Genomic DNA, 26,492 nt, shown 5'->3' with positions numbered 1-26,492 from the left:
TCCCGGCGGACCCTTTCGAGGCCGGCTATGGGCCAATTGCGGACGTACTTCGCCGACAAAGACAAAACTACGGCGGATTTGAAAATCCCTGGCTGCCATGGCCGGCGATGGACACCGCATCGTTTTCGCAAAACCAAGTTCAGAAAATCCAATCGACCAACAGCTCACCTCCGGAGACCTCCAGCACCGTGCCAGTGACGTACGAGTTGGTCATGAGGAAGACAGCCGCATGCCCGACGTCTGCGGGTGTTCCGATCCGCTTGGCCGGAAAGTTGGCGCGGACTTTGGCCCTGATCTCCTCCACGGTCTCCGCGGGCAGAACATCCCAAAAGTCGGTGTCGACGAATCCGGGCCGGATAGTGTTGACACGTATCGGGGCCAGTTCCAGAGCGAGCGATCGCGATAGAGATTCGACGGCTGCAAAGGTCGGCGTGACCGCGGCCAAGCCGAATTTTGCCCGGGCCCCGGCGCCGCCCGTAAGAAAAATCATCGAGCCGCCAGCCTGCAGGTATGGGGCGGCGTGGCGGGCGCAGGCCCAGGTACCGAGGAATTTGCCTTCCAGATAGCTGCGCACGCCACGCATGTCGGGATCCATGAACGATCCCCAGGATCCCAGCTCCGGTCCAGCCGTGACGACGAGATGGTCAAAGAAACCGATGGAATCGAACGCGGCTTTCACGGCCGCCTCGTCGCGAATGTCCAAAACGATCTGGTCGAACGAAGCCAGGTCCGGCCGCTCCTCCGCGGATATGCGGCGACGGCTGGCAACGGTGACAGCCGCGCCCATGTCGTGGGCGGCCTGAGCCACCCCGAGGCCGATCGCCCGTTTACCTCCGACAACGACGACGCGCTTGCCAGTGAGGTCGAATGACGGTGCCGGCGAACGTGCCTGTTCGTATGCGAGATTACTCATCACTTGTGTCCTTTCATTCCTGCGAGGTCAGCGAACAGCAGGGCCTGACGCCAGCCTGCCGGACTCGTTCTCATGGCTTGGCGAAACGCGTCGGCCATCGCCTCCGCCAGCCATGCCGATTCCAGCCCGCCGAGATCCACTGCACCGAGCCCGACGTCCGCCGCCAGGGTAGCAGCCACGGTCTTTGCCTCGGCGTCGTCGCCAGCGAGGAATATTTGTGCCCCGGACGACCTCAGTCGCTCGGAATCTTCCTTGAGCAACCGCATCACTACCGTATTGAACGCTTTCACCACGCGCGCGCGCGGCGTTGCCGCCTGGAGACGTTCGGCGAGACTTGGGCCTTCGGGACGAGGCGAAGCATAGCTGCCATCAGGACCGGGGCCGCGGTTGTTCGGGTCGAGCACGATCTTGCCTGCAAGAATGTCGGGGTCGGTCGGCATCACATCGCGGGGCGTCCATAGCACCACCTCACCGAATGCTGCAGCTTCTTCCTGCGATGCCGCGCGCGCATCGGCGAGGCCTGTCGCCGCCTCCGCCGCGCGAGCCGGATCGCGCGAGCCGAAGGCAACCGCGTGACCCGCGCGCGCCCACGACGTCCCTAGGGTCTGCCCCACCGGTCCAACGCCCACGATCCCAATGCGCATCGTCGCTCTCCCATTTCCGATGCCCCAATAGTGAGGCGCCGGATCGCGCGGGGGTAGTACAAATGGTGTTGCAGCTGAGCCTACATTATGTATCGAATGCCGCATGGATACGTTGCGCGCCGCCGTCGTGGTTCTCAGAGTTGCCGAAGCCGGTTCTTTCGCAGCAGCCGCGCGCCTGCTCGGCGTAACGCCGGCCGCCGTCGCCCGTCTCGTCGGCCGCTTCGAGGAGGCGCATGGTGCCCGGCTGTTCCGCCGCTCGACCAGGGCCCTCTCACTCACCCCCGACGGTGAGCGCTTCCTCGCCGAGGTCCGCGGCCCGGCCCTCGCGCTTGCGGCGGCCGCCAGCCGGCTCGGTGCCCCGGTCGGAGTCGCAGGCACCGTGCGCGTGACCGCCGCCGCCTCGCTTGCTCCGACTCTGCTACACGCCCTTGCATCGCTTCTGGAACGTCATCCGGCGCTACGCGTGGAGCTTGCCCTCGACGACCACTTCGCCGACCTCGGTGGAGGCCGGTGGGATCTTGCGGTTCGGATCGCACCGCGTATCGCCGACGCCAGCATCCTCGCCCGGCGGCTTGCTCCATTGCCGCTCATCACATTCGCCTCTCCCACTTATCTTGCTAAACACGGCGTGCCCCAGGCTCCCGATGACCTCGTACGGCATCGGCTGATCGGCGTGCGTCTTCCGGCGACGGGGCGCATGATGCCCTGGCTGTATCGTGCCCCCGGCGGCACGCGGCGCCTTCAGCCCGATTTCGCACTCGTCGTGGACGGGTCGGACGCCATGCGCGCAGCTGCTGAGCTCGGGACCGGGATCGCGCAGGCAGGCTCAGAGAGCACAGCCTCGCTCCTCGCTTCCGGCGAACTTGTGACGGTGCTCGACGCCCACGCGCCGCCTCCCTGGGCTGTGTGGATGCTGCGCGCCCCGGGGCCCGCAGGATCAGCGCTCACTGCAGTCATGGACGCGGTCGTAGCGGCGTTTCGGCCGCTGAGGAAATGACGCCAAAGCGCCATCCGTTCTCGGATTGCGCAATTCCTTTGCAGGGGAGATATCGCCGGCAGCTCATTCAAGTGATCATCGATAACGCAATGTTTGAGGCCTGACGAGGCGATCAATTCGCAAAGATGAGCGTGCAGCCTAGGATGAACTTTGTGTGCCAATCCAGTGTCCGCTTTGGATCAAAATCGGTCTTGTCATAGCTCCAAATGGACACAAGTACGTCTCCAATCGTCAGAAGCGGACGCGGGATTGGAAGGGCTCAGATCACCGTGGCATTTTGTGAAAGAGGCTAGCCCACTCCTCACTTACGACGTGTCGAAACAAGCCGGGAGGGACGGCGTCGACATCGACCAAATCACTTGCTCTCAGCATGGGAGAGCATGCCTCAATCAAGAAATTGACGGCGCTGCCTGATTTTTGCGTCTCAGCGGAACGAGCGGCAGATGCATGTGTCCGAACGCAAGCCCTGAGCTTGGCGATAACTTCGCTTAACTTCTCGTCACTGCCCGTTTGTGCCGATGCCCACCAAGGCACGGATGCAAGCAACAGCATGATCGCAGTTCGCAACTAAGCCCCCATCAGCACCAGCCCTGCTCGATTGAAGTTACAGAAAACGGCCTAAATACGGAGACGGCTTGAAGACCGCAATGGGTCAAAAGCAGTCGATGCCGATCGAGCGGGCGGCTTCCGCTTACCCCTCGAAAGCTGACGTTGATGAGCAAGCCTGCCTAGCCGAACTCTGCTGCAACGTTTGGGCCGCAGAGATTTTCGTTCCGGCGCGGCCGTCACGGGCGCTTCAGATCTTGCGTTCTTGAGCGACCCCGCATGGGCGCGCAATTAATTGCTGCTACCTGCGTGCACAAGCGCTTAGCCATTTCCGTCCCGGCGAACCCATGCGCCGGGAAGAACGAGGTGGTGCTCATGTCTGCGCAGAACGCTCTGTCAACCAAGCCGGTATCGCGGCAAACCAGCGCCGACGACATCGCCCTCCTCTCCGCGACCGAGCTCGTGGATCATTATCGGACCAAGGCGCTGTCGCCGGTCCAGGTGACGCAGGCTGTGCTCGATCGCATCGAGCGCCTCGATCGCCACGTCAATGCGTTCGCATTGCTGGATGCCGCCAGCGCCATCGCATCGGCCCGTCAGTCGGAAGCGCGCTGGCAGCGCGGCGAGCCGCTCGGTCCGGTCGACGGCGTGCCTGTCGCGCTCAAGGATCTCATTCTGGCCAGGGGCTGGCCGACCCTGCGCGGCAGCCGGGCCGTTGATCCCGCGCAGGATTGGACCGAGGACTCGCCGGCGACGGCTCGCCTGCGCGAGCAAGGCGCGGTGCTGCTGGGCAAGACCACGACGTCGGAATTCGGCTGGAAAGGCCTCGGCGACAGCCTGCTCACCGGGATCACGCGCAATCCCTGGAATCTCGCTTACACGCCGGGCGGCAGCAGCGGCGGTTCGGCGGCCGCGACGGCGCTGAACTTCGGGCCCCTGCATGTCGCGACCGACGGCGGCGGCTCGACCCGGCTGCCGGCGGCGCATAGCGGCGTGTTCGGCTTCAAGCCGACCTTCGGCCGCGTTCCCGTCTATCCGACGTCGCAGAACGGCACGCTGTTCCACGTCACGCCGATGACCCGGCGGGTTGATGACACCGCGCTGTTGCTGGACGCGATCGCACGGCCGGACGGGCGCGACTGGACCGCGCTGCCGCCGCAGGCGATTTCCTGGCGAACGGACCTCGATCGCGGCGTGAAAGGCTTGCGCATCGCATTCAGCCCGGGGCTCGGTTACGCACAAACTGCCCCGGAGGTCGCAACGATCATTGCGGCGGCGGCCAAGACCTTCGCCGAGCTCGGCGCAACCGTCGAACAGGTCGATCCCGGCATCGAGGATCCCTTCGACATCTTTCAGACCTTCTGGTTCGCCGGTGCTGCGAAACTGCTGGCCTCGTTCGATCCCGCGCGCCGCGCGTTGGTCGAGCCGGGCTTGCAGGACGTCGCCGAGAAGGGCGGCAAGATCGATGTCGTCAGCTATCTCCAGGCCGTGGACCGGCGCGAAGCGCTCGGGCGGCACTTCAACCGTTTCCATCAGGATTGGGATCTGCTGCTCACACCGACGACGGCGCATCCCGCCTCGGCCATCGGCGCATCGCAGGCCGATCTCGCGGTACGGCCGATCCGCTCGCCCTTCACCTACCCGTTCAACCTGACGCAGCAGCCGGCGGCTTCGATTCCGGCGGGATTGACCGCGGAAGGCCTGCCGGTGGGCTTGCAGATCATCGGCGCGAAATTCGCCGACACCACCGTGCTGCGCGCCGCGCACGCCTTCGAGCAGGCCAAGCCGTTTGCGCGGCCGCAGGATCCGTCGTGAGCGCGCAGGCGCAACGCTTCCGGGAGGCCGTTGGGCAGTGGCCCGGCGCAAGTGGCGTGCGGCCAGCCGCAAATCCAGACCCCATTCACCGACACAAGGAGACCGTATCGTGATGTCCATTGCCGCTTCATTGCTCCGACCGGGCAGGCTCGCAGCAGCCGCACTCGCGGCCATTCTATCGCTTGCCGCCGCGCCGTCGCACGCCCAGGACATCACGATCGGCGAAGGCATTGCGCTCGGCTGGGGCCAGTTCTTCGTCGCCGATCACGACAAGACCTGGCAGAAGCAGGGTCTGACGCCGAAGGTCTCGACCTTCGCCAGCGGACGCCTGGTGCTGGACGCGCTGGTCGGCGGCGGCGTGGTGATCGGCACCGCGGCGGAAACGCCCGTCGTGTTCGCGACGCTGAACGGCCTGCCGGTGCGCATCATCGGCACCCTGAACCGGCACGAGCCGTTCGATCTCGTCGCCATCAAGGACATCAAGACCACGAAGGACATCAAGGGCCGACGTATCGGCTATTCGCAAGGCACCAACGCGCATCTCTATCTGTCGAAGCTGCTCAAGCAGGACGGCCTCGCCTGGTCTGACATCACCGCCGTCAGCCTCAATCCCGGCGACTTCGTCAGCAGCCTCGCGGGCGGCGCGATCGACGGCTTCATCTGGACCGAGCCGCATCTGTCGCAAGCCATCGCGCAAGGCGCAGGCAAGTTCCACGTCATTCGTTCGGAAGGGCTCTACAGCACCTACTCATCGATCATCACGCTGCAATCGACCATCGACAGCAAGCCGGACCTGCTGGTCAAGGCACTGAAGGCGTTGATCGAGGCGGACGATACCATCAAGAAGGATCCCGACGCCGCGGCCACGCTGACCGCGGAGCGGATCAAGCTCGACCCCACCATTGCAAAGTCGTTCTGGAAACGGACCAATTTCAAGCTCGCGCTCGACAAGCCGTCCCTCGTCTCCGCGATGGAGGAGCAGGCGAAATGGGCCGTGGACAACAAACTGGTGCGTCCGGACGCCAAGCTTCCCGACTTCAACAATGTGGTCGTGACATCGCTGTACGACCGGGCACGCAGCGAATAGGTCCGAAGGCCATGAACGCACGCGTGGAGATCAAGCCGCAGGCCGCAACCAGCCTGCCGCTGATCAATTGCGTCGACCTCGGTCACGTCTACGATTCCGGGCGCGGCCAGACCACCGCGCTCGGCAGCATCTCGCTGACCATCGAACGCGGCGAGTTCGTCTGCGTTCTCGGGCCGAGCGGATGCGGCAAGAGCACGCTGCTGAACATTCTCGCGGGCTTCGTCACGCCTGCGCATGGCGACGTCCGTGTCGACGGCCACGCGATCGACGGACCAAGCTCGGAACGCGGCGTGGTGTTTCAGGACTATTCCCTGTTTCCCTGGCTGACCGCGCAAGCCAACGTCGAGTTTGGCCTCCGCATGGCCGGCATGGCCGCGGCGGAACGAAGCGGAATTGCGCGGCAATTGCTCGCAATGGTCGGTCTTCCCGACGCCGGCGCGAAATATCCCTTCGAGCTGTCGGGCGGGATGAAGCAGCGCATTGCGATCGCGCGGGCGCTGGCGACGCGTCCGTCCCTGCTGCTGATGGATGAACCCTTCGCAGCCTTGGACGCAATGACCCGCAGCTCGCTTCAGGCCAAGCTGATCGAGATCCACCGGCAGGAGCAGCCGACCATCCTGTTCGTCACTCACAACATCGCGGAGGCGCTGGTGCTGGCGACCCGCCTGATCGTGATGTCGCCCAATCCGGGACGGATCGTCGAGGACATCAAGATCGACCTGCCGCGCCCGCGCCAGCGCACCACGCCCCGCTTCAACGAATTGTACGAGCACGTGGCCAAATCCATCGGGCTGGAGACGGCCGAGTAACCGCATGGGATCCCGCAACGGCCATCACACCCTCGCCGGCCTCGCCGGCACAATCGCCTTCTTCGGCGCATGGGAGGCACTCAGCCGCAGCGGTCTCGTCAACGACGTAATGCTGCCGGCGCCGAGCACCATCGTGCAGTCCGGCTGGACGCTGATCCTTGACGGCGAATTGCCGCGGCATTTGGCGGCCAGCCTGTTGCGCGCCGCCGTCGGGTTCACGACCGGATCGTTGCTCGGCATTGCCTTGGGCGTCGCGATGGCGCGATTGCCGCTGCTGCACGGGACGCTCAATCCGCTGGTCCAGATGTTCCGTGCCGTGCCGTCGCTCGCCTTCGTTCCGCTGGCGATCTTCTGGTTCGGGATCGGCGAGACGTCGAAGATATTCCTCATCGCCTGGGGTGTGTTCTTCCCGGTGTGGGTGAACACCTATATCGGGGTGCGCGATGCCAGCCCGCTGCTCGGGCGGGCGGCGGCGAGCCTCGGCGCGCGCGGCTGGCGCAGCTTCGTCTTCGTCATCATTCCCGGTGCGTTGCCGTTCATCATCGCAGGCCTGCGGATCAGCCTGTCGGTCGCGCTGGTCGTTCTCGTCGCGGCGGAGCTCGCCGGGGCCGCGTTCGGGGTCGGTTATCTCATCCAGATGTCGCAGCAGGTCTTTCGCGTCGACCATATGTTCGTCGGTTTGATCACGCTCGGCGCGATGGGTGTGGTCGCCGACTTCCTGTTCGAGCTCGGCGTGCGCCGCCTCCTGCCCTGGTACGGCGCCGACAAGGCCGAGCAGAGGGTCGGTCGCAAGAAAATCTGAGACGTCCTGTCGGATCGGCGCGACCTCGGTCGTCCTCTGGACATGAATGGGCATTAGACGCCAATGTCGTGCCCGCCCTTTCATGAGGAAGACGAACATGCCGAGCACCATCCGCCTGCACCGCGTCCTGGCCACCAGCCCGGAGAAAGTCTATCGCGCCTTCCTGGAGGCGGATGCGCTGGCGAAATGGCTGCCGCCGAACGGCTTCACCTGCACCGTGCATCATTTCGAGCCGAAGGTCGGCGGCACGTTCAAGATGTCGTTCCGGAATTTCACGACGGGCAACAGCCATTCGTTCGGCGGCGAATATCTCGAGCTCGTGCCCGGCGAGCGGCTGCGCTACACCGACAAGTTCGACGACCCCAACCTGCCCGGCGAGATCCAGGTGACCGTGATCCTGAAGAAGGTCTCGGTCGGCACCGAGGTCGACATCACGCAGGCCGGCATCCCCGACGTCATCCCGCCGGAGGCGTGTTATCTGGGCTGGCAGGAATCGCTGCGCAATCTTGCAAAGCTCGTCGAGCCCGAGATCAATCAGTAGCGACGACGTCAGTATCGTAGGGTGGGCAAAGCGCAGCGTGCCCACCATTCTCTCAATCGGGAAAGATCGTGGGCACGGCGCTGTGCGCCTTTGCCCACCCTACGGCACTGTTCGACTCGATGCGCGGATCGCCCCAAATCGTCATTGCGAGCGCAGCGAAGCAATCCAGAAGCCCTCCGCGGATAGACTCTGGATTGCTTCGTCGCTTCGCTCCTCGCAATGACGGAGAATGATCGTTACGCGCCCGCCTTTGGCGCGATCCCGCCGTCGGCAGCCCAGCGATCCGGATCGGGACTGTGCCCGATCAGCGCGAGGCCGTAGGCGATCGACTCGAACTGGTCGCCCGACATCAGCCGTTCGTTGCCGAACCGGTCGGCGAACAGTTTTCGCACAGCGGGCACGAACGAGGTGCCACCGGTCAGGAACACCTTCTCGACGTCCCGCGCGGTGATGCCGGCTTCGCCCAGCACCTTGTCGACCGTGGCACCCAGCCGGGCGATGTCGTCGGCAATCCAGGAGTCAAAATTCTTCCGCGTGATGGTCGAGCCGATGTCGACGCCGCCGCCCTTGAAGCGGAAGTCCACCTCGTCCTGCGCCGACAGCGCGACCTTGGCATCCGACACGGCGCGATACAGCGAAAAGCCGAGGTCGAGATCGACGATGGTGATGAAGTCCTCGAGCAGCTTCGGCTTGACCGCGGTGCGCGCAAGCTCGCGGAGCTCGCGCAGATCGCCGTTGCTCTTCATCATCGCCAGCTGATGCCAGCGCGCGAGGTTGGTGTAGTGGCCGCTGGGGACCGGCAGCACCTTGTCGAACGAGCGGAAGCTACTGCCCTTGCCGAGGCGTGGCGAGACGACGTGGTCGACGATGCGGTAATCGAACGTGTCGCCGGCAATGCCGATGCCGGCGTGCCCCAGCGGCTCGGCGCGCAAGACGCCGCCCGCACGCGAGAAGCGCATCACCGAGAAATCGCTGGTGCCGCCGCCGAAATCAGCGACCAGCACGGTGGCGTCGCGCTCCAGCCGGCGGGCAAAGGAGAACGCGGCGCCGACGGGCTCGTAGACATAGCGTGCGTGGCCGGCACCCAGGCGCTCGAATGCCGCCCGGTAGCGCTCCATCGCCAGCGCCTCGTCGGGATTGCCGCCGGCGAAGCGCACGGGACGGCCGACCGTGATGGTGGACGTCTCGAACCCGAATTTGTCGCCGCCATGGCGCGCCAGCGTGCGCAGGAACGCCGCCAGGATGTCCTCGAACTTGAAGCGCTGCCGGAACACCTGGGTGGTGTTGAAGCTGGAGCTTGCCGCAAACGTCTTGAACGACTGGAGGAAGCGGTAGATGTGGCGGCCTTCGAGGAACGTCTCGATCGCCCATGGGCCGCCTTCGGCCTGGGCGCCCGCCCCCGGCCGGTCTTCCCAGAAGCACAGGGCCGAGACGTAAACGCTATGGCGCTTGCCGCCATGGTCGAAGCGGATGGCCTCGACCCGGCGGTCGTCCGCCGCGATGGCGACGACCGTGTTGCTGGTCCCAAAATCGATGCCGATCGAGACGGCGGGCGAGGCGCTCGACATGAACCACTCTGACGGTTGACTGGAAAAGGGGGCGAACCACTAACGGCTTTGCACTGCGGTGCCAACCCCGGAGCCGTTGGGTTGCCACCCGTTCTTCACCCCATGGACTGGGTGTGTGGCGGACGCCCAAGCAGAGAAACTCGTCGATTCAGCGTCCAGAGGTCGCGAAAAGATGGGATTCCACGACCATTGCGGCTGTTAAGGTCGAGCCGGCCCCATTAACCCGTCATTATGCTGCAATGCGAGAGGAGGCATGCTGCCATGCAAACAACTGCGTAGACAGTGGCATCTGGTATACATAGATTGCCCTTCGAAATGAGACAGCAGTACTGACCGTCTCAGGAAAAGGAATTCCGATGTCCAAGACCGCTTCCGCCGCCCTCGCCCCCTCCGCCTCGCTGTTCTCCCGCTTCATGGCCGCGGTCGATCGCTTCCTGATGGCGAGTGCCGAGATTTCGAACCACAACGGCGACCTGCCGCGCTTCGGCCTGTAAGGGTTTCCGCACGCAGCCGAAACGGCGCGTCAATTCGGAAGTCCCGCAGACGTTTGATCAAATGGCCCCGCATCGCGGGGCCATTTTCGTTTTGACGCCTCGCCAAGCGCGCGAACACAACTGCGACGATTGGTCCGCCGGCATGACGCGCCGATCCAATTGTTTGTCTACTGGTATCTCGCATACCATCTCGCCAACGAGGACGCTTGCACGCGCGAAGATGCATGACGGGGACAGGAACGTTCGACGACGAGGAACACGTGCCGTGATCCTCTTGTTAGCCGAAAGGAGCGGATGCCTCGCCTTGTCCCCGCTCATAGAGTTTCGTCTGGGACTGCGCAGGGAGATCAACCGCACAAGGTGACCCCGCGCATCAGAATCAAGATGGGCTGACGCAAGCCGGCAAAGAGCGGCTGCGTTCGAGGTTCGACAGGGAGAGAAACAAGATGAAGCCATTCGTTCTGAATGTCGCTGCGGCGGCAATCGCGATCTCGTGCGCGAGCAGCACTGCAAGCCTTGCTGCCTGGGAGCCGGTTCGTCCGGTCGAATTCATCGTGCCCGCGGGCACCGGCGGCGGCGCCGATCAGATGGCGCGCACCATCCAGGGCATCGTCACCAAGCACAATCTGATGAAGCAGCCGCTGGTCGTCATCAACAAGGCCGGCGGCGCGGGTGGCGAAGGCTTCCTCGACGTGAAGACGTCGACGAACAACCCGCACAAGATCATCATCACGCTGTCGAACCTGTTCACGACACCGCTGGCGACGGGAATCCCCTTCAACTGGAAGGATTTGACCCCGGTCGCGATGCTGGCGCTCGACGAGTTCGTGCTCTGGGTCAACGCGGAGAAGCCGTACACCAGCGTCAAGGAATATGTCGACGCCGCGAAGAAGGCCCCGGGCGGCTCGTTCAAGATGGGCGGCACCGGCTCGAAGCAGGAAGACCAGATCATCACGGTCGGCATCGAGAAGGCGATCGACGCGAAGTTCACCTACATTCCCTACAAGGGCGGCGGCGAAGTCGCGGTCCAGCTCGTCGGCAATCACGTCGATTCGACCGTCAACAATCCGATCGAGGCGGTTGCGCAATGGCGCGGCGGCAAGCTCCGTCCGCTCTGCGTCTTCGACGCCCAGCCGATGGCCTATGACGAACCGATCGCCGACGGCAAGGCCTGGAAGGATATTCCGACCTGCAAGTCGCAGGGCCTCGCGATGGAATATCTCATGCTGCGCGGCATCTTCATGTCGCCCAAGGCGACGAAGGACCAGATCGAATACTACGTCGAGCTGTTCAAGAAGGTCCGTGCCACGCCGGAATGGCAGGACTTCATGAAGAGCGGCGCCTTCAACACGACCTTCCTGGCCGGGGCCGACTACGCCAAATGGATCGAGGCGGAGGAGAAGCGCCACGAGGGGCTGATGAAGGAAGCCGGCTTCCTCGCGCCAGGAAACTGATCTGCGAACTGGTCCGTGAATTGAGCCGCGACATCGACGAGGCCGGGGACGCTGGTCGTCCTCCGGTCGGCCGCGACCGCACAAGCTTTGCGATTCCGCCTGAAGTTCTCCTGGAGGTCTCATGACTGAACAATCCGGATCCGCATCCGGCCCGACACACAAGACGCTGGAAATCGGCATGGCGCTGCTGATCGGCGTCTTCGGCCTGGTCGTGATCTTCGGCAGCATCAAGGCCGGCATCAACTGGGGCGCGGAGGGGCCACGCGCCGGCTTTTTCCCCTTCTATGTCGGCGCCGCCATCGTCGGCGCCAGCGCCATCAACCTCTGGAGCGCGCAACGCGACGACGACGGCCGGCTGTTCGCGGAATGGGGACAGCTTCGCCAGGTCATGAGCGTCGTCGTGCCCACCGCGATCTATGTCGGCGCGATGCCGTTCATCGGCCTCTACGTCGCCTCGATGGTGTTCATCGCCTGGTTCATGCGCTGGCTCGGCGGCTATCGCTGGCTGACGGTCGCAGCCATCGCGGTCGGCATGCCGGTCGTGACCTATTTCGTTTTCGAACGCTGGTTCCTGGTCCCGCTTCCCAAGGGCCCGCTCGAGGAGTGGCTCGGCCTGTAAAAGGCTTGGGCCTCCAAGCGCCGCGCATTTATTCAATTGCTGTTGCAGGACGTTTCGATATGGAAGAGTTGGCCAATCTGTTTCACGGCTTCGCGGTCGCCCTGCAGCCCTACAACATCATGCTGATGATCATCGGCATCACGCTCGGGGTCATCATCGGCGTGCTGCCGGGCCTCGGCGGTGCCAACGGCGTTGCCATCCTGCTTCCCCTGACCTTCAGCATGCCGCCGACATCGGCGATCATCATGCTGTCCTGCATCTATTGGGGTGCGCTGTTCGGCGGCGCCATCACCTCGATCCTGTTCAACATCCCCGGCGAACCATGGTCGGTGGCGACCACCTTCGACGGCTACCCGATGGCGCAGCAGGGCAAGCCCGGCGAAGCGCTGACGGCTGCCTTCACCTCCTCTTTCGTCGGAGCGCTGTTCGCCGTCATCATGATCACGCTGGTCGCGCCGCTGGTCGCGGGCTTCGCGCTGAGATTTGGTCCGGCGGAGAAGTTCGCGGTGTACTTCCTTGCCTTCTGCAGCTTCGTGGGATTAAGCAAGGAGCCGCCGTTCAAGACCATCGCGGCGATGATGATGGGCTTTGCACTCGCGGCGGTTGGCCTCGATTCGATCACGGGCCAGTTGCGGCTGACCTTCGGCATCACCGAAATGCTCAACGGCTTCGACTTCCTGATCGCCGTGATCGGCCTGTTCGGGATCGGCGAGATCCTGCTGACCATGGAGGAAGGCCTCGCCTTCCGCGGCGGCAATGCGAGCATCAACCTGCGTGTCGTGCTCCAGACCTGGCGGGAGCTCCCCTCCTACTGGATGACCTCGCTGCGCTCCTGCCTGATCGGATGCTGGATGGGCGTCACGCCCGCCGGCGCAACACCGGCCTCCTTCATGAGCTACGGCATCGCCAAACGGCTGGCCCGACGCGGCAACAATTTCGGCAAGGGCGAGATCGAAGGCGTGATCGCGCCGGAGACGGCCGCACATGCCGCCGGCACCGCGGCACTGCTGCCGATGCTGTCGCTCGGCGTGCCCGGCTCGCCGACCGCTGCCGTGCTGCTCGGCGGATTGTTGATCTGGGGCCTGCAGCCCGGTCCCATGCTGTTCGTCGAGCAGAAGGAATTCGTCTGGGGCCTGATCGCCTCGATGTATCTCGGCAATCTCGCCGGCCTCATCGTCGTACTCACCTGCGTGCCGCTCTTCGCCGCGATCCTGCGCGTGCCCTTCGGCATCATCGCGCCGCTGATCCTGGTGCTCTGCGCGATCGGCGCCTATTCGGTGCACAACAGCACCTTCGACGTGATGTTGATGCTGGTGTTCGGCGTGCTCGGCTACCTCCTGAAGAAGTGCAACTACCCGCTCGCGCCGCTGGTGCTCGCCATCGTGCTCGGCGACAAGGCGGAGGAAGCCTTCCGCCAGTCGCTGCTGGGATCGCAGGGATCGCTCGGCGTGTTCTTCTCCAACGGCCTCGTCAGCACGATCATGGCGCTCGGCCTCGTCGCCCTGTTCTGGTCCGCGATCCAGGAAGGCTACAGCCGGCTGCGCATGTCGATGGCGTGACGCGCGGCCTGCGTCAGGCTGCCGCGCGAGTCGCGTCAGATCCGCCGCACCCCGGACTTCTGGAATAAAGAATTCCACGAATTGCGCACCCAGCGGGCGAGCGCACGTCGACGTGCGCAGGCCGTTCGCGGCTCGATCGAAAGCTGAAAATCGACCGACGCGCCGGCTGCCGGCAGCTGCTCGCGGCACCGAAGACCTCTCACAAAATCAATGCGTTAAGTTCACGCGATCGCCGTCCAAGGCACCGCGCGGGCAGCGATTTGGGCTTTACAATTCAGGGCTCAAGGCGCATGTGGACTGATCCGCGATATTTCGCCGCACCCTCCAGTCCCTCAGTTGAATCTTGGCATAATGAATACCAAGATGCGGGACAGCGCACGCATAAAAATGATCGGCGCCTTCGGGAGGGATTTTATGACGGACATGGTGCAGTCAACAGCGGCCCCGAGTGCCGCGCGCGTCAGCGATGCTTATCGCTGGACGCAGTTGGCGGTGGGCGTCGCCGCAATGGTGATGATCGCCAACTATCAATACGGCTGGACGTTCTTCGTCCCCGACATCCAGAAAAAGTTCGGATGGGATCGCGCGTCGATCCAGTGGGCCTTTACGCTCTTCGTCCTGTTCGAAACCTGGCTGGTGCCGATCGAAGGATGGTTCGTCGACAAATACGGTCCGCGCATCGTCGTGCTGGTCGGCGGCGTGCTCTGTGCCGTCGGCTGGGCGATCAACGCCCAGGCCACCACGCTCAACGGCTTCTATCTCGGCATGATCATCGCAGGCATCGGCGCCGGCGGCGTCTACGGCACCTGCGTCGGCAACGCGCTGAAGTGGTTTCCGGACAAGCGCGGTCTTGCCGCGGGCATCACGGCCGCGGGCTTCGGTGCGGGCTCCGCACTGACGGTCGCGCCGATCCAGGCCATGATCAAGGACAGTGGTTTCCAGACCACCTTCCTCTATTTCGGCCTCGGGCAAGGCATCGTCATCTGCATCCTCGCCTTCTTCCTTCTGGCGCCGAAAGCAGGCCAGGTCCCGGCCGTGGTGGCGAATGCCGCACTGGTGCAGACGCGCCGCAACTACCAGCCGACCGAAGTCCTGCGTCAGCCGATCTTCTGGCTGATGTACTTCATGTTCGTGATCGTCGGCGCCGGCGGCCTGATGGTGACAGCCAATTTGAAGCCGATCGCGGTCGACTGGAAGGTCGACAGCGTTCCGGTGACGCTGATGGCGGTGACGATGACGGCAGTGACGTTCGCGGCCACGATCGACCGCGTGCTCAACGGCCTGACGCGTCCGTTCTTCGGCTGGATCTCCGACATGATCGGCCGCGAGAACACGATGTTCATCGCCTTCGGCATGGAAGGGTTCGGCATCTGGATGCTCTACCTCTGGGGTCACGATCCCATCTGGTTCGTGCTGCTCTCGGGCTTCGTGTTCTTCGCCTGGGGTGAGATCTACTCGCTGTTCCCCTCGACCTGCACCGACACCTTCGGCTCGAAGTTCGCGACCACCAATGCGGGCCTGCTCTACACCGCAAAGGGCACCGCCGCGCTGCTGGTCCCGATCGCCAACTACATGCAGCAATCGTCGGGCACCTGGGACAGCGTGTTCATCATTGCGGCCGGCGCCAATATCCTCGCCTCCCTGCTGGCGATCGCGGTGCTGAAACCCTGGCGCAAGATCGTGGTCGCCAAATCGATGATCTGACGCGTTTCACGAAGCGCAACTTCAATAACGACGCCCGGCCTTGCGGCCGGGCGTTTTCGTTTGCCCGAAGATTTTCCGACTGCGGCAAATCCGAACGGAACCGCTCATTTTGCTGCGTCGCGGCGAGAGATAGGGCTTGCCTTCTGGAATATGGTATACCAATCTCCGGCCGCGCTTGCGACGATAAGCCACAACAATTGCGACACCGGGTCATCTTGTAATCCCAGGCCGCATCTAATCAGGCGCGTTGGGAGATTCTAGATGATTTCCAGCCCGGATGGCGCCGTCACGGCCGCGCCGCTTCGCACCGGTTTCCGTTGGCTCCAGCTCGGCATGGGCATCGTCTGCATGGCGATGATCGCCAATCTGCAATACGGCTGGACGCTGTTCGTCGATCCGATCGATCACGAGCACCATTGGGGACGCGCCGCGATCCAGCTCGCCTTCACCATCTTCGTGGTCACCGAGACCTGGCTGGTGCCGATCGAAGCCTGGTTCGTCGACAAATACGGCCCGCGCATCGTCATCATGTTCGGCGGCGTCATGATCGCGCTGTCCTGGATTCTCAACTCCTACGCCGATAGCCTTTTCCTGCTCTACACGGCGGCCGTCATCGGCGGCATGGGCGCAGGCGCGGTGTACGGCACCTGCGTCGGCAACGCACTGAAGTGGTTTCCCGATCGCCGCGGCCTCGCCGCCGGCGCGACCGCCGCGGGCTTCGGCGCGGGCGCGGCCCTCACCGTCGTGCCGATCGCGACCATGATCGCAACGAGCGGCTACCAGCACGCGTTCCTCACCTTCGGCATCGGCCAGGGCGTCATCGTGTTCGTGCTTGCCTTCTTCATCCAACCGCCGCGGATCTCGATTCCGCCGAAGAAGAAGCAGCTCAATCTGCCGCAGACCAAGATCGACTTCACCCCGCCGCAGGTGCTGCGGGCCCCTATTTTCTGGGTGATGTATCTCGTCTTCGTCATGGTCGCCTCCGGCGGCCTGATGACCGCGGCGCAGATCGCGCCGATCGCGCACGACTTCAAGATCGCCGACACGCCGGTCACGCTCGCCGGCTTCCAGATGGCGGCCTTGACGTTCGCGATCTCGCTCGATCGCATCTTCGACGGCTTCGGACGCCCGTTCTTCGGCTTCGTCTCCGACACGATCGGCCGCGAGCACACCATGTTCATCGCGTTCGGCACCGCCGCGCTGATGCTCCTGACGCTGTCGGCCTACGGCCAAATTCCGATCGTGTTCGTGCTCGCGACCGCGGTGTATTTCGGCGTGTTCGGCGAGATCTACTCGCTATTCCCCGCCACTTGCGGCGACACTTTCGGCTCGAAATTCGCGACCACCAACAACGGCATGCTCTACACCGCGAAGGGCACGGCGTCCCTGCTGGTCCCGCTCGCGAGCGTGATCTCGACGGCCTATGGCTGGAAGGCGGTGTTCGTGGTGGCGGTGGCGCTGAACGCGACCGCGGCGCTGATGGCGCTGTTCGTGATCAAGCCGCTGCGCCGTTCCTTCATCCTGGGCAAGGAAGCCGAGAGCGCGAACACCGCGACGGCCAACGCCAAGACCGAAACAGCGTAGCGAACACACTCGATCGCATGATCTGGAAGGGGCGCAGCAATGCGCCCCTTTCCTTTTGTCTCGACGACAAACGTCAGCATTCCTGCCGCAAGATTTTTCGGATCAGCCAAATCGAATGCTTGACGATTGGCATTATGTATACCACACTTCCCCTGTCATTCACCTAGGGAGGTTGCAATGCTGGTCGGAGACATTCTGCGCAAGAAGACGCCGCGCGTTGTTACGGTGCGAATGAACGAAACAGTGGGTATCGCCGCCAAGCTGATGCGGGCCAACAACATCAGCGCGCTGGTGGTGAAGGACGTGGTCCGCTCGGAAGGCAACACCGCCGTCGGCATGTTCACCGAGCGCGACGTGGTGCGCGCGGTCGCCGAGCACGGCGCGAACGCCGTCAACGTGAAGGTCTCGCAGCTCGTCTCGGTGCAGCAGCTGGTGTCCTGCACCTCCACTGACACGATCGAGCACGTCCGGCACCTGATGAACCGCAATCACATCCGGCACCTGCCCGTGATCGACGATTACAGCCTCGTCTCCGTCATCAGCATGCGCGACATCGCCGCTGCCATGGACGAGGCCATCAACGGCACGCCGCAAGCGGCAGCCTAAAGCGACACACACTTCCCCTGCGACTACCGGCTCCGGCTCGGATCCCTCCGAGCCGGACCGGATCTTTCGTCCCAAAATTCCGGCTTCCCGCGAGGATTTCATGAAGATCTGCATCTACGGCGCCGGCGCTATCGGCGGATATCTCGGGGTTCAGCTCGCGCGCGCCGGCGCCGACGTCAGCCTGATCGCACGCGGCGCCCACCTCGCCGCGATGCGCGAGCGCGGCCTTACGCTGATCGCAGGCGAGGAGAAGCACACCGTACATCCGCGCTGCACCGACGATCCCGCCGAGCTCGGCGTGCAGGACTTCATCATCATCACGCTGAAGGCGCATTCGATCACCGGCGTGATCGAGAAGATGCAGCCGCTGCTGGGGCCGCACACCCGCATCGTCACCGCCGTCAACGGCATCCCCTATTGGTACTTCTACAAGCACGGCGGCCAGCACGAGAATTCGACGCTGGAGAGCATCGATCCCGGCGGCCGGCAATGGCGCGAGATCGGTGCCGAGCGCGCCATCGGCTGCATCGTCTATCCGGCCACCGAGATCGAGGCGCCCGGCGTGATCCGCCACGTCTACGGCAACAATTTCCCGCTCGGCGAACCCTCCGGCGAGGTCACCTCCGACGTGCAGCGCCTTGCCGATCTCTTCGTCGCGGCCGGGTTGAAGGCGCCGGTGCTCGACCGCATCCGCGACGAGATCTGGCTCAAGCTGTGGGGCAACGTCTGCTTCAACCCGATCAGCGCGCTGACCCACGCAACGCTCGATGTGATCTGCACCGATCCCTCCACGCGCGCGCTGTCGCGCGCCATCATGATGGAGACGCAAGGCATTGCCGAGACGTTCGGCGTCAAATTCCGCGTCGATGTCGAGCGCCGCATCGAGGGCGCCCGCAAGGTCGGCGCGCACAAGACCTCGATGCTCCAGGATCTCGAGCGCGGCCGCCCGATGGAGATCGACCCGCTCGTCACCGTGGTGCAGGAGATGGGCCGCCTCACAGGCATCGCCACGCCCGCACTGGACTCGGTGCTGGCGATGGTGACCCAACGCGCCCGCATCGCCGGACTCTATGACGGCGTTTCCGCACCGGCCGATCCCCGCGCAATGGCGGTGGCGTGATGGCAACCGAGATGAAACAGTGGTTGCGCTTCCGCCATGCCGGCGTGACCGGCTTCGGCACGCTGACGCCATCAGGCATCAACGTGCATGAGGGCGAGATGTTCGGCCGTAACGCCGTGACCGGCAAAACGCTGGCGCTGTCGGAGGTCGAGCTGCTCGCCCCCTGCGCGCCCAGCAAGATCGTCGCGCTCTGGAATAATTTTCACGCGCTCGCGGCCAAGCTGAACCAGCCCGAGCCGCCGGAGCCGCTTTATCTGCTGAAGGCCACCACCAGCATCACGACCCCGGGCGCCGTGATCCGGCGGCCCTCTTATTACGATGGCAAGACCACGTATGAGGGCGAACTCGGCATCGTCATCGGCAAGACCTGCGCCCGGGTCTCGCCTGATGAAGCCGACGGCTTCATCTTCGGCTACACCTGCGTCAACGACATCACCGCCAACGACATTTTGACCAGCGACCCCACCTTTCCGCAATGGGCGCGCGCCAAGGGCATCGACGATTACGGCCCGTTCGGCCCTGTGATCGCGACGGGACTTGATCCGGCCAGGCTCACCGTCCGCACCATCCTCAACGGTGCCGAGCGGCAGAACTATCCGATCTCGGACATGATCTTCACCGCGCAGGAATTGGTCAGCAAGATCTCCCATGACATGACCCTGCTCCCCGGCGACCTCATCGCGGTGGGCACCTCGGTTGGCGTCGGCGTGATGAAGGATCCGGTGAACAAAGTGACCGTCGCGATCGATGGCATCGGGGAGCTGACGAACGAGTTTCGGCTGTAGCTCTCTCTCCGTCATTCCGGGGCGCGCGCGGCGCGAGCCCGGAATCCATAACCACGACGGCCGATTTGGTCACGACATCCCGCCGCGCTGATCTCGCTTTACGACTAATGTCTGTGGCTATGGATTCCGGGCTCGGCGCCTTGCGCCGCCCCGGAATGACAGCTGGGCATGGCTGCCCACCTCTCCTCGGGAAAACCCGGCACCCCGCACCGCCCTCCACCGATCGGCCGACGCAACCAGTCGTGGATCGCGCTACCGGACGCATCCCACACGGCCGCGCGCCCCTTGCGCTCGGTTCCGCTCTCCAATAGCAATCATGGCGAAAGTGTGTGCCGGCGTGAGGACGTCACGATGTGGCTGTTTTTCCTGGTTGCCTGGGTTGTCCTGCTAGCCGCCATCGCGTTTCTCGCCCCGCAGGCGTTTGGTCATGACGTCGCCCATCTCCCCGCCCTGTTCGGGGGCCTGCCCATGCCGCAGCGCATCGCGATCGGCGCGATCCTGGCGGGCGGACTGGCGCTGATCGGCGCCTCCGCCTGGCGGCTGTCGCGCCAGGACCGGCGCCTCGACACCCTGCGCGACCGTCTCAAGAAGACCCGGGAGGACGTGGTCGTCGCCCACGCCCTGCAAAACCACCTCGACGCCACCGTCCAGCACCTGATCGAGAGCGACCCGCGGGAGGCCGTCTCCGCCCTCCACGACAAGCTGGGCGAGACCGAGCAGCGTGCGCTGCTCCAGCAGGGCCGCAACGAATCCACCGACATGCACGACCAGCTCGCCGAAATCCGCCGCCGTCAGCAGGCGCTGCGCGAGACGGTGGGCAAGGTCGCCGATCAGCGCCGCGCGGTCGAGCCCGTCTTCACCGAGATCCGCGATCGCCAGAACCAGCTCGAGCGTTCGCTGCACGACCTCGAGACCGACGACCGCAAGAACAATCTCGCCGACCGGCAGCGGGACATCGCGCGCGACGTCGCGGCGTTGCTGTCACGGGTGAACACGGTCCAGGACACGTTTGCGACCCTCAACCAGTACAAGGAAGATCTGGCGAAATCCCACGCCGAGCTGGTGCCGCTGCGCTCGGCGGATGCGGGCATCAATGCTCTGATCGACGAGCTCGGCCTCAGCCATCAGCGCCTCGCCAAGAGCATCGAAGAGCTCGAGACCGCCGGCGAGGCCCCGCTCGGCACGCGCGTCGAGACGCTGTCGAAGAACAAGATCGAGATCGAGCAGCGCCTTGCCCGCATCGACGACAGCTTCAACATCCTCAAGACAATCCGGCTCGATTTCGAGGAGCTCGGCCAGCGCCAGGCGCAGCTCGAACGCTCGATCGCCGATGTCGAAATCGATCCCGACGGCAAGAGCCTCACGGAACGCCAGAACGCGCTGAACGATTTCGTCCTTCAGTCGCGCCAGCGCCTCGGCGCGTTGCAGGAGACACTGGCAACGCTCAACGCCTTCAAGACCGAGCTGTCGAAGTCGCAGGCCGACCTCGTCCCGCTGAAGGCGCCGGTGTTCGGCATCGAGGCCCTGATCACAGAGGTCGGTACCACCCGCGATCTGCTTGCGAAAACCGTCGGCGAGATCGAGGCCAACGGCGATGTCACCCTCGCCTCGCGCGTCGACGCGTTGACCAAGAGCAAGCGCGAAGTCGAAGACCGCCTCGCCCGCATCTTCGACAATTTCAATTCGCTCGATGCCCTGCGCAAGGACATCGGCGGCATCTTCTCGACGATCCGGAATAGTCTGAACCGGATCGGGTGAGACTGTCGCCGCACACGGAAACATCCGGACACATCACATCTGCGTACGCCCGAGAGATGCCGCCAACATGTCCCGTGCGCGCCGCAACTTGGTCGCATTCGGCCGCCCTTCTGTGAGGCGTGTCTGGGGGCACGGCGGTGCCGTGTTTGGACCAAACCTGCTAGGGGTATGAACGTGAAGAAGATTGTATTTGTACTGGGTGCTACGCTTGCTCTGGTGACGGTTGCGAACGCCGCGGATCTGCCGCGCCGCCAGCCCGTGCCTGTTTATTCCGAGCAGGCTCCGATCGGCAAGATGCCGATTGGCAAGAGCCCGATTGGAAAGTCCCCGATCGGCAAGGCGCCCGGCCCGGTCGCAGCTCGCTACTGATACGCAGTCTCTGCGTAAGCGGCCGATAGTCGAGGGGGCACAGCGTGACGAACAAACCTGATCGATCCTGCATTCTCGCGGGGCTGGCGCTTGCGACTCTGATCGCGTGCACGATGGCCTCGGCCTCGGCCCACGAAGCGAACAAGCGCGTTGCCGACGCAAACGCGCTTGCCACGACCGACACCGCAAGACCGGCGCCGCAATCGACGCGGCGCGCGATCGCGCGTGCGGAGAAAGGTCCCTATTACGTCGACTTCCGTGCCCGCACAGCCGCGAGCTGGGGCCACGCCTTCGTCTGGTACGGCAAGACCAGCGAGCGCGCCGTCGAGGTCGCAGGCCTGACGCCCGCCGGCGACACCTGGGCCTATGTGCTCGGTCACCTCACCTGGGTGCCGGCCGAGACCGGCGCCAGCTACGGCGATCTCGATCCGGACTATCTGACCGCGAACTATCGTGTCTATCTGAACGAAGCCGACGCCAAGCGCGTGTTCGCCTATATCAAGAAATTGCAGGCGAGCTCGCCGGTCTGGAATGCCGAGACCACCAACTGCACCGGCTTCATCGGCGACATCGCCGAGTTCATGGGCCTGCAGGTGCCCTATCGCTGGCAACGCCCGGAAAACTTCGTCAACCGCCTCAAGGAAATGAACGGCGGGCGGCAGATGGTGCGGCTGTCGGCGGAGTAGTCGCTCGCTCCATACTGGGTGTCATTGCCCGCGAAGGCGGGCAATCCAGTATTCCAGAGACAGCAAGGCTAGAATAGAGAAGCTGCGGCGTACTGGATACCCCGCCTTCGCGGGGTATGACGGCGGAATGTGCGGAATGAGCTTGCCCTATGGGGCAACGGCGCACCCTGATTATCCGCCCTGCGGAATCCCCTCACTCCCCGCATGATCGCCCCGCCTCCACCGCACGCCCCGCTGATAGACTTTTCCCACCCCCGGCGGCATCCTCCCGCCATCAACCGATAACAGAGCCTGCGGGCCGCCCGGGGGGAAACAGATCATGCTGCAAACACGGTTTACAAAACTGGTCGGCGTCGAGCACCCAATCGTCCAGGGCGGCATGCAATGGGTCGGCCGGGCCGAGCTGGTGGCCGCCGTCGCCAATGCCGGCGCGCTCGGCTTCATCACGGCGCTGACCCAGCCGACGCCGGAGGATTTGAGGAAGGAGATCGCGCGCTGCCGCGACCTCACCGACAAGCCGTTCGGCGTCAACCTCACCATCCTGCCCGCGATCAAGCCGCCGCCTTACGCCGAATACCGCGCCGCCATCATCGAGAGCGGCATCACCGTGGTCGAGACCGCCGGCAACAAGCCGCAGGAGCATGTCGACGAGTTCAAGAAGAACGGCGTAAAGGTCGTGCACAAATGCACCAGCGTCCGTCATGCCCTGTCGGCCGAACGGATGGGCGTCGACGCCATCTCGATCGACGGGTTCGAATGCGCCGGCCATCCCGGCGAGGACGACACCCCCGGCCTGATCCTGATCCCGGCCGCCGCCAACAAGATCAAGATCCCGATGATCGCCTCGGGCGGCTTCGCCGATGCCCGCGGCCTCGTGGCAGCGCTGGCGCTCGGCGCCGAGGGCATCAACATGGGCACCCGCTTCATGGCCACCAAAGAGAGCCCGATCCACCAGCTCATCAAGGAGAAGATCGTCGCCAATGACGAGCGCGAGACCGAGCTGATCTTCCGCACCATGCGCAACACCTCGCGCGTCGCCAAGAACGAAATCTCGACCAAGGTCGTCGCCATGGAGAAGGAAGGCGCCAAGTTCGAGGACATCCGCGAGCTTGTCGCCGGCGCGCGCGGCAAGATGGTCTATGCATCAGGCAATTCGGACGAAGGCATCTGGTCGGCCGGCCAGGTGCAGGGCCTGATCCAGGACATCCCGACCTGCGCCGAGCTGATCTCGCGCATCGTGCGTGAAGCCGAGGCGATCATTCGCAGCCGGCTCGAAGGCATGATCGCTCATCCGACCGCGCAAGCCGCGGAATAATCACTGCAAGAAGCGAGAGCAATTCATGAAAGCTTACGTCTACGGCCCTGAGGGCGCTCGGATTTCCGACGTCGCTCAACCAAAACCCAAAGGCACGCAAGTGCTGGTGCGCGTCCGCGCCTGCGGCCTCAATCGCGCCGACACCGGCATGCGCAAGGGCCACGCGCATGGCGCGGCCGGCGGCGTCGGCACCGTGCTCGGCATGGAATGGGCCGGCGAGGTCGTCGAGCTCGGACCGGACGCGAAGGGCGTCAAGGTCGGCGACCGCATCATGGGGTCGGGCGGCGCGGCGTTCGCGGAGTATACGCTCGCCGATCACGGCCGGCTGTTTCGCGCGCCCTCGAACATGAACTTCGAGGAAGCCGCCACCCTGCCCGTCGCGCTCGCGACCATGTACAACGCCGTCGTCATGGTCGGCGGCGTGCAGCCCGGTCAGAGCGTGCTGATCCAGGGCGCCAGCTCCGGCGTCGGCCTGATGGCGATGCAAATTGCAAAACTCAAGGGCGCAAAGCTCGTGATCGGCTCGTCGACCGATGCCTATCGCCGCGGCCGGCTGACCGAATATGGCGCCGACCTCGCGGTCGACTCCTCCGACCCCAAATGGGTCGACGAGGTCCTGAACGCGACCAACGGTGAAGGCGTCGACCTCATCGTCGACCAGGTCTCGGGTTCGGTTGCGAACCAGAATTTGAAGGCCACGCGGGTCAAGGGCCGCATCGTCAATGTCGGCCGGCTCGGCGGCACCCATGGCGACTTCAATTTCGACCTCCATGCCGCCCGCCGCATCGACTATGTCGGCGTCACCTTCCGCACCCGCACCGTCGAGGAGGTCCGCGAGATCTTCGAGGGCGTCAAGCAGGACATCTGGGGCGCGGTGGAATCGCGCAAGCTGCAGTTGCCGATCGACAAGGTCTATGGGTTCGACGACATCGACAAGGCGTTCGAGCACATGGAGGCGAACAAGCATCTCGGGAAGATCGTGGTGACGTTGTAGCGGCGGCGGAGGTCTCGTAGGGTGGGCAAAGCGCAGCGTGCCCACGATTTGTATTCATCACGAAGGAATGGTGGGCACGGCGCTATCGCGCCTTTGCCCACCCTACCGGACCGAGTCGGTGGCAAAGAGCGTGCCTTCAATTCGGAAGCATTCGCAATAGCTTCGCTCCTGCAACTCACTTGCGACTAGAGCTGTGGATCATCGCTTGATGTTCACCCGTGGGCTGCTAAATCCCCGCCATGACCTCCCAGCACAACAAGACCTCGGTCGCGGCCATCTCGATCTTCGCCAGCGGCGGCATGGCGGCCGCCAAGTTCGCGGTCGGGATCGCGATCGGCTCGCTCGCGCTGATCTCGGAAGCGCTGCATTCCGCGATCGACCTGGTCGCGACCATCATCACCTGGGCGGTGGTGCGGGTCTCCGACAAGCCGGCGGACGACGAGCACCATTACGGCCATGGCAAGCTGGAGAGCATCTCCGCGCTCGGCGTCACGGCCCTGCTCTACGTGCTCGCCGGCGGTATCCTGGTCGAGTCCTATAGCCGCCTGCGCGAGGGCACCGCGCCGCCGACCATCTCGGCCGTGCCGTTCGTCGTGCTGGTGATCGACATCGTCGTCAATCTCTGGCGCGCCCGGGCCCTGCACCGCGCCGCGCGGGAGACACGCAGCCAGGCGCTGGCGGCCGACGCGCTGCATTTCGCCTCCGACGTGATGGGCTCGTTCGCGGTGATCATCGGCCTGATCCTCGCCGCCCTCGGTTTCTGGTGGGGCGATGCCGCCGCCGCCGCCGCCGTCGCCGTGATGATCGCGCTCCTCGGCCTGCGCATGGCCGGCTCGACCGTGCAGACGCTGGTCGACCGTGCGCCCGAGGGGGCGCATGAGAAGGCGACGGCCGCGATCCGCGGTGTGCCAGGCGTCATCGACGTCGAACGGCTGCGGGTGCGCATGGTGGGCGCGACCACCTTCATCGACACCATCGTCAATGTGCCGCGGACCTATCCGATCGACCGCGTCGAAGAGATCAAGCACAAGGCGCAGGCAGCCGTCGACAAGGCGTTCGGCGATGCCGACCTCACCTTCACCCCGGTCCCCGTCGCCCGCGACAACGAGACCGTGCGCGACCGCATCATGGTGATCGCGCATAATTCCGGCCTAGCCATCCACCACGTCACGGTGCACGATCTCGGCGGCAAGCTGATCGTCAGCATCGACCTCGAGGTCGATGCGGGCATGCAGCTCGAGGCCGCCCATGACGTCGCCAACACGCTGGAGCGGAACATCCAGGTGGAATTCGGCGAGGACGTCGAGGTCGACGTCCATATCGAGCCGCTGGAACCGGAGCTGCCCTTCGGGGTCGATGCCGCGCCGGAACGGGTGCAGACGATTGCCGCCGCGCTCACCGAATATGCCGCCGGCGGGGAGATCCACGACATCCATAATGTCCGCGTCCGCAACACCGACGCCGGCGAGATCGTCAACTTCCACTGCCGCGCCGCGCCGTCGATGAGCGTGATCAAGGTGCACGAGCATGTCGACGCGATCGAGCGCCGGCTGCGCCGCGCGTTCCCGAGCGTGAAGCGCGTCATCAGTCACGCCGAGCCGCCGCGCGCGTGATAGAGAATGTGCGAGCGATCACACGTTCTCGTTTCGGACTCATCGCGCACGTCGATTTACGGATGCGAGAGCCAAGAACTCTTCGTTGGATAAGAATTATTCGGCGTTAA

The 26,492-nt window shown here is 64.4% G+C and carries 24 protein-coding genes; 21 read left to right on the top strand and 3 right to left on the bottom strand.

Translation table 11 applies throughout. The features are described 5' to 3' along the window. Positions 1-139 precede the first annotated feature (139 nt). Together AB7532_RS11935 and AB7532_RS11930 are read right to left on the bottom strand one after the other, a co-directional pair. Positions 140-913: an SDR family NAD(P)-dependent oxidoreductase gene (locus AB7532_RS11935; protein WP_441234982.1), complete on the bottom strand. Its 774-nt coding sequence runs from the start codon at positions 911-913 to the stop codon at positions 140-142. Continuing rightward, positions 913-1,557: an NADPH-dependent F420 reductase gene (locus AB7532_RS11930; RefSeq protein WP_441234981.1), complete on the bottom strand. Its 645-nt coding sequence runs from the start codon at positions 1,555-1,557 to the stop codon at positions 913-915. Before AB7532_RS11930 ends, AB7532_RS11935 begins: the two co-directional genes overlap by 1 nt. A 103-nt stretch (positions 1,558-1,660) precedes the next feature. Between AB7532_RS11930 and AB7532_RS11925 the strand changes: the two genes are divergently transcribed. From AB7532_RS11925 to AB7532_RS11900, 6 genes are all read left to right on the top strand, one after another. After that, entirely contained in the window at positions 1,661-2,554 is an 894-nt protein-coding gene (locus AB7532_RS11925; protein ID WP_441234980.1) for a LysR family transcriptional regulator, read from the top strand. 921 nt (positions 2,555-3,475) lie between these two features. After that, positions 3,476-4,915 carry an amidase gene (locus AB7532_RS11920; RefSeq protein ID WP_441234979.1) on the top strand — a complete coding sequence of 480 codons (1,440 nt, stop codon included), beginning with the start codon at positions 3,476-3,478 and terminating at the stop codon, positions 4,913-4,915. A 112-nt stretch (positions 4,916-5,027) separates the two neighbouring features. Next, entirely contained in the window at positions 5,028-6,002 is a 975-nt protein-coding gene (locus AB7532_RS11915) for an ABC transporter substrate-binding protein (protein WP_441239250.1), read from the top strand. Between the two features lie 11 nt (positions 6,003-6,013). Further along, entirely contained in the window at positions 6,014-6,811 is a 798-nt protein-coding gene (locus AB7532_RS11910; protein WP_441234978.1) for an ABC transporter ATP-binding protein, read from the top strand. A gap of 4 nt (positions 6,812-6,815) precedes the next feature. Beyond that, on the top strand, positions 6,816-7,613 hold the full coding sequence (locus AB7532_RS11905) for an ABC transporter permease (protein ID WP_441234977.1): 798 nt from the start codon (positions 6,816-6,818) through the stop codon (positions 7,611-7,613). A gap of 97 nt (positions 7,614-7,710) precedes the next feature. Next, positions 7,711-8,154 (top strand): SRPBCC family protein, encoded by a 444-nt coding sequence (locus AB7532_RS11900; protein WP_441234976.1) that lies wholly within the window; start codon positions 7,711-7,713, stop codon positions 8,152-8,154. Between the two features lie 236 nt (positions 8,155-8,390). On the opposite strand, the gene AB7532_RS11895 is transcribed toward AB7532_RS11900, so the two are convergent. Then, positions 8,391-9,722 carry an Hsp70 family protein gene (locus AB7532_RS11895; RefSeq protein ID WP_441234975.1) on the bottom strand — a complete coding sequence of 444 codons (1,332 nt, stop codon included), beginning with the start codon at positions 9,720-9,722 and terminating at the stop codon, positions 8,391-8,393. A gap of 356 nt (positions 9,723-10,078) precedes the next feature. Between AB7532_RS11895 and AB7532_RS11890 the strand changes: the two genes are divergently transcribed. The 15 genes from AB7532_RS11890 (at position 10,079) to AB7532_RS11820 (ending at position 26,382) form a co-directional block, all read left to right on the top strand. After that, a complete protein-coding gene (locus AB7532_RS11890) occupies positions 10,079-10,216 on the top strand; it encodes a hypothetical protein (RefSeq protein ID WP_441234974.1) in 138 nt (45 codons plus the stop codon). A gap of 446 nt (positions 10,217-10,662) precedes the next feature. Next, positions 10,663-11,670, top strand: a complete 1,008-nt coding sequence (locus AB7532_RS11885; protein ID WP_441234973.1) for a Bug family tripartite tricarboxylate transporter substrate binding protein — start codon at positions 10,663-10,665, stop codon at positions 11,668-11,670. A gap of 121 nt (positions 11,671-11,791) precedes the next feature. Beyond that, positions 11,792-12,289 carry a tripartite tricarboxylate transporter TctB family protein gene (locus AB7532_RS11880; protein WP_441234972.1) on the top strand — a complete coding sequence of 166 codons (498 nt, stop codon included), beginning with the start codon at positions 11,792-11,794 and terminating at the stop codon, positions 12,287-12,289. Positions 12,290-12,348: 59 nt separating this feature from the next. Then, positions 12,349-13,848, top strand: coding sequence for a tripartite tricarboxylate transporter permease (locus tag AB7532_RS11875; RefSeq protein WP_441234971.1), 1,500 nt, complete (start codon positions 12,349-12,351; stop codon positions 13,846-13,848). A 414-nt stretch (positions 13,849-14,262) separates the two neighbouring features. Then, positions 14,263-15,552: an oxalate/formate MFS antiporter gene (gene oxlT / locus AB7532_RS11870; protein ID WP_441234970.1), complete on the top strand. Its 1,290-nt coding sequence runs from the start codon at positions 14,263-14,265 to the stop codon at positions 15,550-15,552. Between the two features lie 261 nt (positions 15,553-15,813). Beyond that, positions 15,814-17,136: an oxalate/formate MFS antiporter gene (oxlT, locus tag AB7532_RS11865; RefSeq protein ID WP_441234969.1), complete on the top strand. Its 1,323-nt coding sequence runs from the start codon at positions 15,814-15,816 to the stop codon at positions 17,134-17,136. 177 nt (positions 17,137-17,313) lie between these two features. Then, positions 17,314-17,742 (top strand): CBS domain-containing protein, encoded by a 429-nt coding sequence (locus tag AB7532_RS11860; protein WP_441234968.1) that lies wholly within the window; start codon positions 17,314-17,316, stop codon positions 17,740-17,742. A 100-nt stretch (positions 17,743-17,842) separates the two neighbouring features. After that, positions 17,843-18,862 (top strand): 2-dehydropantoate 2-reductase, encoded by a 1,020-nt coding sequence (locus AB7532_RS11855; protein ID WP_441234967.1) that lies wholly within the window; start codon positions 17,843-17,845, stop codon positions 18,860-18,862. Between the two features lie 11 nt (positions 18,863-18,873). Then, complete coding sequence (locus tag AB7532_RS11850) at positions 18,874-19,647, top strand: fumarylacetoacetate hydrolase family protein (RefSeq protein WP_441234966.1); 774 nt, start codon at positions 18,874-18,876, stop codon at positions 19,645-19,647. A gap of 351 nt (positions 19,648-19,998) precedes the next feature. Continuing rightward, positions 19,999-21,405: a hypothetical protein gene (locus AB7532_RS11845; protein ID WP_441234965.1), complete on the top strand. Its 1,407-nt coding sequence runs from the start codon at positions 19,999-20,001 to the stop codon at positions 21,403-21,405. Between the two features lie 168 nt (positions 21,406-21,573). Beyond that, on the top strand, positions 21,574-21,774 hold the full coding sequence (locus tag AB7532_RS11840; RefSeq protein ID WP_092023994.1) for a hypothetical protein: 201 nt from the start codon (positions 21,574-21,576) through the stop codon (positions 21,772-21,774). 44 nt (positions 21,775-21,818) lie between these two features. Continuing rightward, the gene (locus AB7532_RS11835; protein ID WP_441234964.1) at positions 21,819-22,460 is read left to right on the top strand and encodes a hypothetical protein; all 642 of its coding nucleotides are present in this window, start codon (positions 21,819-21,821) and stop codon (positions 22,458-22,460) included. 319 nt (positions 22,461-22,779) lie between these two features. Further along, the gene (locus AB7532_RS11830) at positions 22,780-23,775 is read left to right on the top strand and encodes an NAD(P)H-dependent flavin oxidoreductase (RefSeq protein ID WP_441234963.1); all 996 of its coding nucleotides are present in this window, start codon (positions 22,780-22,782) and stop codon (positions 23,773-23,775) included. Between the two features lie 25 nt (positions 23,776-23,800). After that, positions 23,801-24,769, top strand: a complete 969-nt coding sequence (locus tag AB7532_RS11825; RefSeq protein ID WP_441234962.1) for a zinc-binding dehydrogenase — start codon at positions 23,801-23,803, stop codon at positions 24,767-24,769. A gap of 239 nt (positions 24,770-25,008) precedes the next feature. Beyond that, positions 25,009-26,382 carry a cation-efflux pump gene (locus AB7532_RS11820; protein WP_441234961.1) on the top strand — a complete coding sequence of 458 codons (1,374 nt, stop codon included), beginning with the start codon at positions 25,009-25,011 and terminating at the stop codon, positions 26,380-26,382. The last annotated feature ends 110 nt before the right edge of the window (positions 26,383-26,492 follow it).

Source organism: Bradyrhizobium sp. 930_D9_N1_4 (assembly GCF_052076015.1).
GTDB lineage: Bacteria > Pseudomonadota > Alphaproteobacteria > Rhizobiales > Xanthobacteraceae > Bradyrhizobium.
The sequence above is the reverse complement of the archived record's forward strand: the minus strand, read 5'-3'. Positions and strand labels throughout refer to the sequence as shown.

What these genes read in the sequence shown, in the direction of transcription:
- AB7532_RS11935 (WP_441234982.1), bottom strand. Translation starts at nt 913, where the DNA reads ATGAGTAATCTCGCATACGAACAGGCACGTTCGCCGGCACCGTCATTC.
- AB7532_RS11930 (WP_441234981.1), bottom strand. Translation starts at nt 1,557, where the DNA reads ATGCGCATTGGGATCGTGGGCGTTGGACCGGTGGGGCAGACCCTAGGG.
- AB7532_RS11925 (WP_441234980.1), top strand. Translation starts at nt 1,661, where the DNA reads ATGGATACGTTGCGCGCCGCCGTCGTGGTTCTCAGAGTTGCCGAAGCC.
- AB7532_RS11920 (WP_441234979.1), top strand. Translation starts at nt 3,476, where the DNA reads ATGTCTGCGCAGAACGCTCTGTCAACCAAGCCGGTATCGCGGCAAACC.
- AB7532_RS11915 (WP_441239250.1), top strand. Translation starts at nt 5,028, where the DNA reads ATGTCCATTGCCGCTTCATTGCTCCGACCGGGCAGGCTCGCAGCAGCC.
- AB7532_RS11910 (WP_441234978.1), top strand. Translation starts at nt 6,014, where the DNA reads ATGAACGCACGCGTGGAGATCAAGCCGCAGGCCGCAACCAGCCTGCCG.
- AB7532_RS11905 (WP_441234977.1), top strand. Translation starts at nt 6,816, where the DNA reads ATGGGATCCCGCAACGGCCATCACACCCTCGCCGGCCTCGCCGGCACA.
- AB7532_RS11900 (WP_441234976.1), top strand. Translation starts at nt 7,711, where the DNA reads ATGCCGAGCACCATCCGCCTGCACCGCGTCCTGGCCACCAGCCCGGAG.
- AB7532_RS11895 (WP_441234975.1), bottom strand. Translation starts at nt 9,722, where the DNA reads ATGTCGAGCGCCTCGCCCGCCGTCTCGATCGGCATCGATTTTGGGACC.
- AB7532_RS11890 (WP_441234974.1), top strand. Translation starts at nt 10,079, where the DNA reads ATGTCCAAGACCGCTTCCGCCGCCCTCGCCCCCTCCGCCTCGCTGTTC.
- AB7532_RS11885 (WP_441234973.1), top strand. Translation starts at nt 10,663, where the DNA reads ATGAAGCCATTCGTTCTGAATGTCGCTGCGGCGGCAATCGCGATCTCG.
- AB7532_RS11880 (WP_441234972.1), top strand. Translation starts at nt 11,792, where the DNA reads ATGACTGAACAATCCGGATCCGCATCCGGCCCGACACACAAGACGCTG.
- AB7532_RS11875 (WP_441234971.1), top strand. Translation starts at nt 12,349, where the DNA reads ATGGAAGAGTTGGCCAATCTGTTTCACGGCTTCGCGGTCGCCCTGCAG.
- oxlT (WP_441234970.1), top strand. Translation starts at nt 14,263, where the DNA reads ATGACGGACATGGTGCAGTCAACAGCGGCCCCGAGTGCCGCGCGCGTC.
- oxlT (WP_441234969.1), top strand. Translation starts at nt 15,814, where the DNA reads ATGATTTCCAGCCCGGATGGCGCCGTCACGGCCGCGCCGCTTCGCACC.
- AB7532_RS11860 (WP_441234968.1), top strand. Translation starts at nt 17,314, where the DNA reads ATGCTGGTCGGAGACATTCTGCGCAAGAAGACGCCGCGCGTTGTTACG.
- AB7532_RS11855 (WP_441234967.1), top strand. Translation starts at nt 17,843, where the DNA reads ATGAAGATCTGCATCTACGGCGCCGGCGCTATCGGCGGATATCTCGGG.
- AB7532_RS11850 (WP_441234966.1), top strand. Translation starts at nt 18,874, where the DNA reads ATGAAACAGTGGTTGCGCTTCCGCCATGCCGGCGTGACCGGCTTCGGC.
- AB7532_RS11845 (WP_441234965.1), top strand. Translation starts at nt 19,999, where the DNA reads ATGTGGCTGTTTTTCCTGGTTGCCTGGGTTGTCCTGCTAGCCGCCATC.
- AB7532_RS11840 (WP_092023994.1), top strand. Translation starts at nt 21,574, where the DNA reads ATGAACGTGAAGAAGATTGTATTTGTACTGGGTGCTACGCTTGCTCTG.
- AB7532_RS11830 (WP_441234963.1), top strand. Translation starts at nt 22,780, where the DNA reads ATGCTGCAAACACGGTTTACAAAACTGGTCGGCGTCGAGCACCCAATC.
- AB7532_RS11825 (WP_441234962.1), top strand. Translation starts at nt 23,801, where the DNA reads ATGAAAGCTTACGTCTACGGCCCTGAGGGCGCTCGGATTTCCGACGTC.
- AB7532_RS11820 (WP_441234961.1), top strand. Translation starts at nt 25,009, where the DNA reads ATGACCTCCCAGCACAACAAGACCTCGGTCGCGGCCATCTCGATCTTC.